At 33.6% G+C, this 13,267-nt stretch carries 16 protein-coding genes and 1 pseudogene; 8 read left to right on the plus strand and 9 right to left on the minus strand.

What is annotated here, in order from left to right; translation table 11 throughout:
- From Q0912_RS03100 to Q0912_RS03120, 5 genes and pseudogenes are all read left to right on the plus strand, one after another.
- A partial coding sequence (locus Q0912_RS03100) for a polymorphic toxin type 8 domain-containing protein (protein WP_299111923.1) occupies window positions 1–1,385 on the plus strand: 1,385 nt, incomplete at its 5' end.
- A gap of 93 nt (window positions 1,386–1,478) precedes the next feature.
- Window positions 1,479–1,799 carry a DUF2750 domain-containing protein gene (locus Q0912_RS03105; protein WP_299111925.1) on the plus strand — a complete coding sequence of 107 codons (321 nt, stop codon included), beginning with the start codon at window positions 1,479–1,481 and terminating at the stop codon, window positions 1,797–1,799.
- 195 nt (window positions 1,800–1,994) lie between these two features.
- Window positions 1,995–2,504 carry a toll/interleukin-1 receptor domain-containing protein gene (locus tag Q0912_RS03110; RefSeq protein WP_299111927.1) on the plus strand — a complete coding sequence of 170 codons (510 nt, stop codon included), beginning with the start codon at window positions 1,995–1,997 and terminating at the stop codon, window positions 2,502–2,504.
- Between the two features lie 89 nt (window positions 2,505–2,593).
- Window positions 2,594–2,686 (plus strand): annotated as a pseudogene (locus tag Q0912_RS03115) (50S ribosomal protein L7/L12); the annotation flags it as partial.
- Window positions 2,687–2,869: 183 nt separating this feature from the next.
- Window positions 2,870–3,748, plus strand: a complete 879-nt coding sequence (locus Q0912_RS03120; protein ID WP_299111930.1) for a hypothetical protein — start codon at window positions 2,870–2,872, stop codon at window positions 3,746–3,748.
- Window positions 3,749–3,823: 75 nt separating this feature from the next.
- On the opposite strand, the gene Q0912_RS03125 is transcribed toward Q0912_RS03120, so the two are convergent.
- From Q0912_RS03125 to Q0912_RS03160, 8 genes are all read right to left on the minus strand, one after another.
- Window positions 3,824–4,612, minus strand: coding sequence for an FISUMP domain-containing protein (locus tag Q0912_RS03125; protein ID WP_299111933.1), 789 nt, complete (start codon window positions 4,610–4,612; stop codon window positions 3,824–3,826).
- A 149-nt stretch (window positions 4,613–4,761) separates the two neighbouring features.
- Window positions 4,762–5,103, minus strand: a complete 342-nt coding sequence (locus Q0912_RS03130) for a hypothetical protein (protein ID WP_299111935.1) — start codon at window positions 5,101–5,103, stop codon at window positions 4,762–4,764.
- A gap of 2 nt (window positions 5,104–5,105) precedes the next feature.
- A complete protein-coding gene (locus tag Q0912_RS03135) occupies window positions 5,106–5,435 on the minus strand; it encodes a hypothetical protein (protein WP_299111937.1) in 330 nt (109 codons plus the stop codon).
- A gap of 209 nt (window positions 5,436–5,644) precedes the next feature.
- Window positions 5,645–6,019 carry a hypothetical protein gene (locus tag Q0912_RS03140; protein WP_299111940.1) on the minus strand — a complete coding sequence of 125 codons (375 nt, stop codon included), beginning with the start codon at window positions 6,017–6,019 and terminating at the stop codon, window positions 5,645–5,647.
- A 32-nt stretch (window positions 6,020–6,051) separates the two neighbouring features.
- On the minus strand, window positions 6,052–6,582 hold the full coding sequence (locus tag Q0912_RS03145; protein WP_299111942.1) for a hypothetical protein: 531 nt from the start codon (window positions 6,580–6,582) through the stop codon (window positions 6,052–6,054).
- A gap of 37 nt (window positions 6,583–6,619) precedes the next feature.
- The gene (locus Q0912_RS03150) at window positions 6,620–7,411 is read right to left on the minus strand and encodes a DNA adenine methylase (protein ID WP_299111944.1); all 792 of its coding nucleotides are present in this window, start codon (window positions 7,409–7,411) and stop codon (window positions 6,620–6,622) included.
- Between the two features lie 45 nt (window positions 7,412–7,456).
- Entirely contained in the window at window positions 7,457–7,924 is a 468-nt protein-coding gene (locus Q0912_RS03155; protein ID WP_366125117.1) for a JAB domain-containing protein, read from the minus strand.
- Window positions 7,925–7,989: 65 nt separating this feature from the next.
- Window positions 7,990–9,060 carry a type IV secretion system DNA-binding domain-containing protein gene (locus Q0912_RS03160; protein ID WP_299111946.1) on the minus strand — a complete coding sequence of 357 codons (1,071 nt, stop codon included), beginning with the start codon at window positions 9,058–9,060 and terminating at the stop codon, window positions 7,990–7,992.
- Window positions 9,061–9,563: 503 nt separating this feature from the next.
- On the opposite strand from Q0912_RS03160, the gene Q0912_RS03165 reads away from it, so the two are divergent.
- From Q0912_RS03165 to Q0912_RS03175, 3 genes are all read left to right on the plus strand, one after another.
- A complete protein-coding gene (locus Q0912_RS03165) occupies window positions 9,564–10,445 on the plus strand; it encodes a tyrosine-type recombinase/integrase (protein WP_299111948.1) in 882 nt (293 codons plus the stop codon).
- A 284-nt stretch (window positions 10,446–10,729) separates the two neighbouring features.
- Complete coding sequence (locus Q0912_RS03170; protein WP_299111950.1) at window positions 10,730–10,939, plus strand: hypothetical protein; 210 nt, start codon at window positions 10,730–10,732, stop codon at window positions 10,937–10,939.
- Complete coding sequence (locus tag Q0912_RS03175) at window positions 10,929–11,444, plus strand: hypothetical protein (protein WP_299111952.1); 516 nt, start codon at window positions 10,929–10,931, stop codon at window positions 11,442–11,444. Before Q0912_RS03170 ends, Q0912_RS03175 begins: the two co-directional genes overlap by 11 nt.
- Window positions 11,445–11,478: 34 nt before the next feature.
- Here the strand turns inward: Q0912_RS03175 and Q0912_RS03180 are convergent, their stop codons facing one another.
- Entirely contained in the window at window positions 11,479–13,266 is a 1,788-nt protein-coding gene (locus tag Q0912_RS03180) for an FAD-dependent oxidoreductase (RefSeq protein ID WP_299111955.1), read from the minus strand.
- Window position 13,267 lies beyond the last annotated feature (1 nt).

The following is a 13,267-nucleotide window of genomic DNA, read 5'->3' on the forward strand; positions in this document are numbered from 1 at the left end:
ACGGTGATACCAGCTTTGGTTTTAAAGATGGTGCCAACCTTACCACCGAATACACTTACGATGCCAATGGTAACATGACAGCGGATGAGAACAAGGGCATTACCTCAATAAGCTATAATCACTTAAATTTGCCTACCAATGTTAACTTTGTTTCGGGAGATATTATTTATATTTACGATGCCACTGGTGTTAAACAAAAAAAGATTGTGAGTACAGGGACTACAACCGAATATGCGGGTAATTATATCTATGAGGATGGGACATTAAAGATGCTATCTCACCCAGAAGGGTATATAGAACCAGGTAACAAGCAGTTTAATTATATTTACCAGTTTAAGGACCATTTAGGGAACGTTAGACTCACCTATGCAGATAGTGATGGGAATGGTAGTATTAACTCAAGTACAGAAATCATTGAAGAAAATAACTACTATCCTTTTGGCTTAAAACATAAGGGGTATAATGACGTGGTAAGTGCTAATGTGAATAGTGTGGCATCTCGATTTAAATTCGGTGGGAAAGAATATAATGAAGAACTTGGATTAGAGTGGTATGATGTATCTGCTAGAAATTATGATCCAGCTTTAGGACGTTGGATGAACCTTGACCCTTTGGCTGAAAAAATGCGAAGACATAGTCCATATAATTTTGGATTTGACAACCCCGTTTATTTTCAAGATTACGATGGAATGGCTCCAAGTGGACCTGGTAATCCTATTAGAAAGTTAGTAAAGAAAGCTGCAAAAAAATTAGGTAGACTAGGTAAACAAAAAAGATTACGACAGGTGCTTAAAGACCCAAAGGCTAGTAAAGCAGATAAAGGCTGGATAAAATCTGAAATGAATCAGATGAAAAAGAGCAATGAACTGGGTACAAAAAGAAAGAGCATCAGAAATCCCCCAGGAAAAGATCTGGCACATGAAAGAGGTCGAGAAGCTTCTAAAGGTTATGGTTATGAACATTCAAATCTACAAAATAGAGCCGATCATAGACGTCAACACAAATACGATAATTATGGTAGAAAAAACAAAGAAAGACCCGTAAAAGAAGTAGCAACAACAACATTAGCAGCAGGTACTATAACAGACGAAGAAGTTTCGACTACAGATACAGATAGCGAAAACTCAAATGCTATGCTAGAATTTTCGATGAATTATATTGAAACAATGGATAATTTAGGAAAAAATTTATTTGGAAATAATAGTTTTGGTAATGTTGTAGATGATTTCTTTAATCCATTTCCTGGGTTCTCGGAATTTTTTAATATATTAAAGGATGATAGTAATACAGGTAATGGGGGTGCGTCTAATTCAAATAATCATACTCTAAATGTAAATGAGGCATTACCAGTTAATACTGTATTTCCTGTAGAAGAAAATTTTTAGATTATTATAAGTATAGATAAATAAATGAAATTAAATTCAAAAGAGATAGAGAATGTTTCAAAATTGAAACCTTTTAAACGGTATAAATACTTCATGAAAAAGGTTGCAGACTTTGAAGAATTATGGACTGTAGTTGACAATAATGGTGATATTGGATTATCAGATATAGATGACAAGACTTTAATACCAATGTGGCCTAAAGAAGCTTATATCAAAAGTTGTCTTGAAGGCAACTGGAAAAACCATATACCATTTAAAATAACTCTTGATGATTTTGAGGAAACAATCATTGCATTTATTTCAGAAAATAATTATTTGATAAATGTGTTTCCAGTAGATGAAAAAACAGGTTTTATTGTTAATTTAAATGAATTTATTAGAGATTTAAATGAAGAGTTAGAGTGGTATGAATAGGTTAGGTAATAGTATAGAGGGTAATGGTACAGATTAGTTGATGCTGTAGTTTTTAAATACAAACAATTGTAAAACAATAACTTAAAATATAATTTTGGTTGTAAAAGGATGGGCGTAATGTTCATTCTTTTCTTTTTAAACGCATTTAGAGGCTTCTAAATGCGTTTCTTCAATCTTAATGGTTCAAATTAGTTGATGGAAAAAACTAAATTGAAAATTTTCTTTGCCTATTCGCGAAAGGATAATGATTTAAGGTCTAGACTAGAGACACACCTTTATTTACTAAAAAGACAAGAATATATTGAATCTTGGTATGACGGAGAAATATTACCTGGGCAAAACTGGAATGAGAAAATTAAGCATGCTCTCGGAACAGCAAATATTATCTTACTTCTGATAAGTGTAGATTTCATTGCTTCAGATTACTGTTATGATATTGAAATGAAAGCTGCTTTTGAAAGGCACAAGCAAGACGAAGCTATCGTAATTCCAATTATTTTGACTGATTGCGATTGGTTAGAAACACCTATTGCAGAATTACAAGCTCTACCAAAAAATGGAATACCAATTAATGATGAATATTGGAAAGACAAAGAAAAGGCTTTAAGGTTAGTCGCCAAAGAGATTAGGAAAATTGTTGAAATTAGTTTAGAAAGTGAGGATAAAAAAAAGAAACTTACAAGCAACTTTTTGAGCAAAAACTGAAAGAGAATGAGAATCTCAGAAAACAAATTGAAATCTTGGAAAATGAAATTCAATCTTCTAATACTCTTGAAAACAACAAACATATTTCAATGGAAAGAATTGCTGAAATAATTGTCAATTATACAGTAGATGAGGTAGATGAACTTGCCAAACATCTAAAAGATGAATATGGAATTGAACCATTGGGTAAAGTAAAATAATATATAACTACTACCAACAACGTGTATAGTTCATTGCTAAGTCGGTTAAGCGAAAGAAAATTTCCTACCTTTAAGAAAAATCAAACTAGCGGAAAAAAACGCGCGTTAATTCCCGCAACAAACCATACACGTACACGTTAGGCATAATCTGAATCAACAAAACGAATGGATGAAATTTTAAAAGACTCAAGAGTTGTAGCTGGAATAATTTCTGCGATTACAGCAATACTCACAATATTCATTCTAAAACCAATAGTCGATAGAAAATTTTTAAAATTCAGATTAAATCAAGAGCACAAATACGAACAGAGAAAAAAAATTAAGGAGGTTTTAGCTAAAAACAAAACCCATCTTTTAAATAGTGCCGAAGATTTGAATCACAGACTGTGGAATTTTATCAACAATCAAGATAAAAATTGGCATAAAGTTGATGGAGAATACTTTGAGAATGGACACAATTACTTCAATTCCTTTGTTTATAGAATTTTAGCATTTTATGGTTGGTTGAGGATAATCGAAAAGCAGATGATATACTTAGACACAACAATAGCAACAAAGGATGATTTAAACTTTATTAAATACATCAAAGTTTTTCCTCAAATAATGTGTGATTTAGCTCTATTCAAAGGCGAGAACTATGATTCGAATAATGCATCTGACCATTTCTTCAGGAATAGCTTTCAAAATATTGCTCTAATCCTTGTTAAAGGAGATGAAGTAACAGATTACGCAAATTTGTTCGATGAATTGAATTACTGCCAAGAGGAATACACCCAAATGTGTGAGTTTATTGATGGAATTTCAAGCACAGAAGAAAGACTACGGTTTGACAGATTAAAACTGCTTCATTTGACTTTAATAGCTTTCATAAACAAATACGGCTATGATTTTCAATATACAGAAAAGAAAAAGATAGAGTATATCGCAAAAACGCCTCGGAAATCAAAACTAATTAAGAATTATACATATCTCATTCAGAGAATTAAATTAGACTCTGAAAAGGAAATGAAGAAACTTTTAAAAACAATAAAAGACTATGCCTAACAATGAACTAAGCTAAAATTCTCTTGCATTTTAGCTTAGTTCATTGTTGTGTAACGTGTTTTTTATTACGATAAACTATTCATTTACATTACGAACACATCTACAGCTGAATTTATTTCTAGGTACTTCAGGCGAATATCCATCAAAATCTATTTTTTTTGGATTCTCATCTAATCTACCATTTAAAACCATTACTGTAATATTATCGGTATTATCTTTATCATTATTGTTTGTCCAATAATATCCCATTTTACCCTTTTCAATGACTTTTTTTGTCTCTGGGTCATAGTTTCCAGTTAGTTTCAATTTAACTTTACAATTCCCGTTTACAATCTCTTCGTAGGCTATATTTATTGTCTTACCACAGAAATTAGCTAATTGTCTAAATTCAGATTCATTAGGTAGTCTCCAGCCACCTTTCAATTCAGAACAAGCCTCGCGAGCTTCCTCATAAGAATAATATCTACCATCAATTATGCTATCATTGGATTTATTTAAAGGGGCATCACCTATTTTTTTCGAATTGTTGGCAGAACTCCATTCAAGGTTACCGATAACATAGTCATTGTTTCCCTGTTCATTCCAAAGAAGAGTATAAAAGAAATATCCTATAAGACCAATTAAAACTGTGTAAGATAAAAATTTTAAAAAAGCATTTTTTTGTGATAATGCTAAATTCACTAAATAAATAATTATCAATAATCCTAGTAATAAGGCAAATTTGCCAGTTATGCCAATCTCTGGTAATTCTCCCATTTTGTCTGTGAAAATTGTATAAGTTCCAAGAACACCTGAGACCAAAGAAATCGCAATGTTTAAACCACCAAGCTTTTTCTGTTTTGTTGATTCCTGTTCTTTATTCATAAGGTTGATATTTATATTCTTTGTTTATCTTTTAGTACAGTATTAAACAATATGTTACACGACGCTCACTGTGTGTGGCGTGGTGAGGCGTGCCTCGCGGGTAGTCATAATTGCGCCTCATAAGCTATACACGTTCTTGGCAATAGTATTTATATTAATAAAATAATATGAATGCTGAATAAAGTCATTGAGATTACAAATGAGAATAATTGTACTACTGATGGTATTTTTATATTCGATGTAGAAATATTTGGTTTAATATTTTTATAAGATGCCAAACTTCCTGTTAAAGCCATCATAACCATTAAACCAGACAAAATTGAAAAGAGTAAAAAAATAATTGAAGTTATTAGTATCCATTTAATTTCAACATCTTTGAGAATTTTATCACTAAATGTTAATATTACTGTTATGACTCCTGTAGATAAACTAATTATTAACTTTGTAGTTTCTGAGGCAAAGTCAAATGATTTTGTTTTTTCTTCTTTCATTATTAGCATATTGGCCACAAAGGGCAAAGTTTTTTTAATCCACGTCTTATTGCTTCAATTTTTATTTCTTTTTCTTCACTTTCAATCATTATAATTTCACAAAAGGCTTTAATTTTATTATTTATATCTGCTACACTCATTTTAGAACTTAATCTACGTCCATACTTTATTGCACGAAGGGAATATTCTAAATCCGCTTTTTTACCAATATATTCTAGAAGTAAATCTGCATCATCGTGAATTTGAATACCTTTATTCGAAAAATATTTATCAATCTTTTCTTTAGTCCTAATTCTAGTTCTACTACCTGTTTTATTTCGTTTTATCTCCATAAGATGATCATATTATTCCCATTTATATTTATACTAATAAAAATACATTTTTTTATATAAAGCATACGGTAAACAACATTAATATTTTGCTGACAAAAGAAAAAACATCCTCATTATGAGGATGTTGTATTAAATTGTTTGAAGTGCTAAAAAGTTTTGGGAACGGAAAAGCTAAAGTTTCATTTCTCAAGCCAAATCTCTTTAGCTTTTTAAGACTTAGTTGTCTTCTCATCTTTTTTGTCATTGGACTTTAAATTTTGTTGAGCTCTACTAGAGCTTGGTTTAGACTTTTCAGCAATAGGTTTATCTTCTTTTTCTTCCTTACTCCATTTTTCAGTAACATAGGAAATAATAAACAGCTCGTTATCGATAAGTTCCAAGAGTTCTCTATTTTCCATTTCCATTAGGTTATGTTCCTTGGGAATGGTTCCACCGAATTTCTTCTTCAAGATCTCGATGAGCTCTTTTCTTGAAAAGTAGAACACTAGGTTCTTACTTATAAGGCTTTCTGTTTCTTTTTCCAATGCCAGATTTCTGAGTACCGTAGCAAAATGTTTCATCAATTGTTTTTTGTTGTCTTCCATGATTTCTAATGTTTTATGGATTAATATTTGATTTATTGTCTTCTGTAGCGGTGAAGTATATGTAGCTCTTCAGGACTGAACAGTCCATCAGCTATAAGCTGTTGCATTACTGCCTTAGCCTCTTCCTCTTTTTTGAAATAGAAATTGGGATGAGAAGTCACAAGCTCTACATCGTTTTGAGACACATTACTTTTGTAGATGCCATACATTTTCTTAAGCTTTCCAGACTTAATTAAAAGCGATCTGTAGTTAGAACGATCGTATTCATCCCAATTGTCAATGGGCTTACTAGCTAAATAATGGGTGTGAAATCCTAGTTGGGATAATACTTCCCATATCTCTTCACTGCTGATCTGTTCTTGTTTGACTTCACAGTAGTACTTTATGGTCTGGCACAAGTGCTCATAGTCCTTGGACTTAGCTTCTTTAGCTACTGCTTCAATTTCTTCTTGAGTCCATCCTTCTTTTTTTGCTTGATGTACAAACAGTCCAAGGATGACAAAAGAGTTTACTTCGTAATTGGACAGATCAAGATTGACTGTCTTATTAATCGTTCTTTTCATATGTAATTGTTTAAATATTTACTTGTTATGCTTTGGTCTAGTTAAGCGGATAGTTAGCAGTAAGTACTTCTGTCTTTCGACCTCTTGGTTTATTGCCTTGTGCTTTTCTAGCTGATAAAGGCTTATCAAAACTTTTGGTATGCCACCCAAATTCTTTGATATATTTCTCTAAAACGGTATTAGGATATGAGGACAAAATGAATTTCGCTTTTAGCTTAGAAAGTACTTTTAAAAGATTTTCAAAATGTTCTTGGGTGTACCCGCCATAATGACCTTGATTAGAATTTGGATATGGCGGGTCGATATAGAAAAACACATCTTCGTTATCTCTATTGACAATGACCTTAAGTGCATCAAGATTTTCGATCTGAGCTTTTTCAAGTCTGTCAACAATTTCAGTGTTAAAGCGTAGCTTTTTGTTTTGAAAAACTTTTACCCGTTTTCCATATTTATCGTAGCCCCAAGAACCAATCTGGCAGCTAAAGCCCATATTAGTTCCCACATAGAATGCCCAGGCCTGTTGCAGTTTATTAAACAAGTGAGGCATTCTATAAATGGCAAGGGCAACGCTATAGGTTGCTCTTGAAAACAAAGTTGCTTCAATCTTAGTTTTTAGATTATCAAAATCCGTTCTTGCCACTTCAAAGAAGTTGACCACCATGTTATTGGTATCGTTGATCACTGAAGCTTCGGCAGGGGACTTTGCAAAGAAAATGGCACCACCACCAAAAAAGGGTTCTATGTAGACCTTATGTTTTGGGATCAATGGTACTATTTGCTTAATCAAGTTTAACTTGCCACCATAGTAGGTTATTGGGGTCTTGGACATATAGTTGATATGATTAGGGACTGGTAAAGAGGGAAGTGAGCTTTATTAGAGGGCATGATGGTCAGAAAAACTATAGTAGCCTTCCTGGGAAACGATAAGATGATCTACCAAGCTTGAATCTATAAGCATGGCTAACTTTTGAAGCTTTTTAGTGATTCTATAGTCACTGACGGATGGATTCAGATTGCCAGAGGGATGGTTGTGTATGGCTATAAAGCTTGAAGCATTGGTGAGCAGTATGAACTGAAAAATTTCTTTCAGATTAATATGCACACCATTAGTACCACCCGAGGCTATATCTGCTATGCCTACCACTCTATTGGCACATGAGAGTAGCATCAACCAAAAGAACTCCTTATGGCAGATACGATTAGAATTTATGTAATCTTTCATCGTCCGGTAAACATCTTTTGAACCTTTGATGTGAATCATGTTCTCAAATAAAGGACGTTTCAAATGCAGTTCCAGTTCTGATGCGCTAAGCACCAAAACCGATGGTAAATTCGATTTCATTGTTATCTGTTTTAAAAAATTAGTATTTGTTTTATGGTTTTCTTGCCTAGACAGCCTTAGGCTGCTTAGAGGATGGTGTCTGCACTGAAGGGTTTTGAGGGCTTTCCGTTTATCATAAGTCTCAGGTAGATGGAATGGTTGGGAAGGGATGTGAAATCCGAAGCCTTAAACTCAGGATAGAACTCTTTTTCCATAAGACGTGCATCTTGAATTCCGAGTCTAAAGCAAATGATGGTTCCTACATTACCCAGGATACTGGCACGTACTTCTGGGTCTAACTGGTAGAGGAACTGATTACTCAGATTTAGCCCAATAGCAAACTTCCGAATTTGTGCCAACAGCTCTGAAATCAGCTCTGTTCCACTGAGGGTTTGAAATTCATCTATATAATAGAAATAGGGCCTACGGTCTTTTACTGGTGTGTCAATTCTTGAAAAGGCTGCCGAGGACAGGGAAGTGAGCATAAGCCCACCAATGATGTTAGCCACATCACTTCCAATGGCACCCTTTGCTAAGTTGATAATAAGAACCGTTTTACTATCGATTATCGACCTTAGAGATAGCTGGTTTTTGTTATCTACCAATATACGCTTAACAACATCATGGGATAAGAGTGCACCAAGCTTGTTGAGGATTGGAAGCAGATCATTTGGTTTATATTTTGGAAATTCCTTTTCAAAAAAGGTCTTGACGGCATCATTTCTAATAAAGGGAATAACTGATGCTCTAAAGGACGTATCATGGATCAACCTTAAAATGTCCGATAGGTTTGAGCCAGGTTTGTCCAATAGACCAAGCAGGCACATTCTAAGAATATGTTCCATTTTCATACCCCAAGCCGATTTCCAATTACGCTGGAATATCTCAAGGAGATTAGAAGCCACTAACGATCTTTTTGCAGGACTAACTTTTCGTAAAGGATTATAGCCATAAGGAATATTGGGATCGGTAACATCAAAGTAGATCAGCTTTGTTTTTGGAAATCGTTGTTTAATGTAGTTTGCCATTGTCTTAGCCGAATCTCCGTGTGGGTCCAGGAACATAAAGCCTCTGTTAGCCATAAGGTCTTCTGACATCAAAGTCTGTAATAGGGAAGTCTTACCACTTGATGTCTTTCCGAAAGCGTACAGGTGCATCAATCGATCTTTCTGTAATTTGCCCTGGCAAAATAGCTCACCTTATAAGGGTCAAAAGGCATTTAAAGGGAAGGGACATTAGAGATGAATAATTGGTATGTGATTTTTTGCCCAGATAGGATATTGACAATTTTAAAAAATTATCAAATACCGATTATCGGCTGGGGAAAAGAACTGGCTGTATGGGAATAGAGTGATAAGTTGAAGTGACTGACTGGCTATGTAATATCTGCTTTGCTTACCTCTATTATATCATGGCAAGCCATCAAGTGCCAGTAAGTAACTTATTTAAGGTTCATCTTATGAACCTTGATTTTATTTTATTATGAGATACACTACTAGTGGTAACTTAAATATAAAGACACCCAACATTGCCCGAAAGGGTCGCTTGCTTCTTTGAAGTGAGTTAAAGCAACGATGTGAGTAAATCAATTTTCTTGAATCTTTAGATTTGAGTTAATGAAAGACCCACTGGATTGCTTTCGGTGGGTCTTTTATGTTATATGACAATTAAAAAAGCAATACAGATTTATTTAGACTGGAAACAAACCCATACCAGCGTTGCATGTTCACGCTATATGGTAAGATTAAAACATTTTATAAAATTCATCAGCCCTAAATCCTGTCTGATGGACATCACGGGCGATGATATTATAGATTTTCATAAGAGCATGGAACCTATTTACAGCCCGACAACTATCGCTTACTCAGCAAGAATCCTAAAGAATTTCTTTTGGTTCTGGCACGGAAGGGGGCAGACCGAAATTAATCCCAAGGAAATTATACCTATACGATTTATTAATGCTGATAAAGCGATCGTAACCCAATCTGATTTTGAAGATATGAATTTTGCCTTGGGCAACGACACTCTTGCTAATCTTCAAAAAAAGCTGGTACTCAACCTACTTTGGGACACTGGCATGCGGGTCAGTGAACTATTGGATGTCAGGCTCTCAAATATAAGCAGTCAAAACTTCAATGGTCTTAGAACGGCAAAAGTTAGAAGTCGAAAGACAATGCGCTATGACCTGGTTGTTTGGTCAGCCCAGACCAATGAGCTTTTGAACCAGTACTTGGGAATTCGATTGTGCTTTCCCATGGCATCGGAATATTTATTATTAAATAGAAAGACAGGGAAGCCATTCACCAGTAAAAGTGTTCAAAGATGGATAAAGGATATAGCGGATATGGCAATGATAGATAAAGATATCACACCCCACAGTTTCAGACATGGTAAGGCCAATGCTATATTGGAACATGGTGGTACGGTAAGGGATGTAGGGGCACTACTCAGGCATGTGAGCCCAAGCTCAAGCTTTAATTATCTCCAGCTATCTGAACACCGATTCTTACAAACAGCAGGAAAGTTTCTGCGGACAGCGTAAATTAAAAAGCAACCTCTAAAAGGTTGCTTTTTAATTTAAGTAGTAATATACTGGTTGTAGTTCCTTTAGCTATGAATATGGTTTGTACCTAAAATGACTTTATAAAGCTAATCCTTTATATTTAAGTTACCACCGTCCCATCAAGTAATAATACCTTAAAAGGGTATTTACATTGTTGCTACCAACGTCGCACAATATTGCTTGTCGGACATCATTTCATTTTAGGTATAGATCATATTGGTCTATTTGACCTAAGGCTAAAGGAAACATAAACAAAATTTAAAATGACGACATTTTATAATGTATGTACGCGAAAGGAAATTACTAGTCCATCTGATAAAAAGATGATTTACCATAAGGTAGGTGTTGTAAAGGTGACTAATAATGGCGGTTGGTTTCTTCAGCTCTTCCAACAACCAGAGACCGATTTCTTGATCTTTCCCAATCAGAACGAGCAGTTACCGGTAATCAATTACGAAAGCCATGACGCTTAGGTACACTACTCCTGTTGCGAATGTTTTCTTTGATAGTCTTATGCAACAGTTGTCATCCTCGGCCATTCGCGTCTATCTAAAGATCGCTCGCAACACTAATGGTTGGCGAAATGAACTTGGGCAGGTGAAAAAACGGGATTGGATAGCGCACTCCCAGTTTGGCAAGGTCGGTGTTAGCCCAAGAAGTGTCACGACTGCCGTTGAAGAACTGCTCAGTCTTGAACTGATTCATGTCACGGATGAACAGGGCAATAGTTTGCACGACCCCCAGAAACGCAAACGTGCCAAGCGCATTTATTACGGTCTTATCGACCAGACCCAAGCACAAACTGCTTTCAACAGCGCACAAAACCACAAAAACAAAACGCAATTTCAGCCGACGACAAAAGAAAGTTCTACAAAAGAAAAGTACAACGTAAATGAACGTTTAACAGACAAACAAAGAATGCAACAAATATTACAAAATGAAGAAGAAAAACAGATTAAAAGAGATGATTGGTTGTAGTCAATCATCTTTTTTAATAACTGAACATTCATACTTAATAAGTTCTTTCATAATATATACGCTTTATAGATGATACAATTTCAAAACCAAAAGTGTTCTTAATATAATTATCTGCCAAATCTTCGAATTTCTTCAAACTAGTTGGTAATAACGTTATTATTGAGTTGCCATAAAAAGACCTTTTCTCAGAAATGGCTTCCTTTGAAATTGGAACAATTATTCTATCATTCACATAATAATTTATTAATCCAAAACGAATTGAATACCAAAGAAAAATATCTTGAGAGCAACCTAGTTTTTGATGGTTAATCTGATATCTATCAAACTCATTTTTAATATTTTTAGGAAAGAACTTTTCTAAATCATCTAAATACTCTATAAGTTTATCCTCATATGCTATATAATCGATATCAATTTTTTCTAAGCAATTTAAAAGTCTTAATTCTGATGATTCATCATTTTTCTCCTCTTTATTATCTATCAAAACACATAAAGAATAATCATCTCTATTAATTTTCAATCTTTTGAACTCATTCATAATTATACCGTATTCAAATTCGATTTTTTTATTTAGCTCATAATCACTCATCTTTCTAATTTCTTTATAATCAAAATGAGCAAATTCTACACTATACTTATTAACATGTAACTTCTTTCTATACGGGTTAAACGAATTCAAAGAATTAATGACATTATTAGTATAGATGTTAGCTATTTCTACAGCAGTTCCCCAACATAAAGTTACACCACTACCACCATGTCCAAAATTATTGTATAAGCTTATTTTCTCACCTGAACCAAATTGATGATTGTAGTGATTAAGAAAATATCCTTTTCCATCTTCGAAGTAAGGTCTAGATCCAATAAGAATCTTGTTGGGCATATTAATATTGATTTTATGATTTTTTAGAAAAAGCTGAAGGCCAAAATCGTCTAATTCTGGATTAGAAATCAATTCTTTTAATCTATTAAGAAGTCTATCTATTAAATCTCTCTCATTTTCACCTTTTTTTATTTCACCAGTACCTATTGTTAACTCATTCTTTCTGCAAAGGATAGTTAATTCACCCATAACAATAGTATTTTCATAGGTGTGTAAATTTTTCAATTTATATAAAAGCAAAACACCTTTTTTAGGTCTTATTATCCTGTTGCTAAAAATGTTAATTTTCTTCTTGTTGAAAATACTAAACCCATTCAAACCAGTACAATTGAATACCACTTTTTCTTTTAAGCTTTTTAAGTTTGATGGACCTATTTTTTTAGTTTTAAGTTCACCACCTAGACTTATAAATAGTTGCTCAAGAAATTTCAAAAAAATAGGGGGATCTATAGCATAAGTTAGGTATCCATGTAAGTATCTGAACTCTATATTAGAAGATGTTGAATTATCTAAATATTTTTCTTCAATAGTTGTATTTTTAATATTTTTAGAAGCCCAAAAGTCTTTTAATAATTTAATATAGTAAAAATCACTTTTTAAGTTTCCGTTTGATTTTATAGAATCTAAAGAATATTCAAAATGTTTTTTTTTGTAAACTCCTAAGTCCTGATTCTTTCGTTTTTCAGAAATATCAAAAAAAAACTCTAGTGATTTTTTAGAAATTTGCCATATTTGTTCAATTACTTCTTTGGATTCGTTTTCTAAATTATTGAAAAGCTTATAAGGTTGCCATAGAGCACAAGCAACTATACTAACCGTATTTTCTGGGTTGGATTGAATTTTATCTTTAGTATAGATAATCACTTCTCTGCCTTGTTGTAACAGAGCTATTGCTGTACAATAGCCTATTACCCCATTACCTATCACTGCTATTTTCATA

The sequence above is a fragment of the uncultured Winogradskyella sp. genome (assembly GCF_947498345.1).
Taxonomy (GTDB): Bacteria; Bacteroidota; Bacteroidia; order Flavobacteriales; family Flavobacteriaceae; genus Winogradskyella.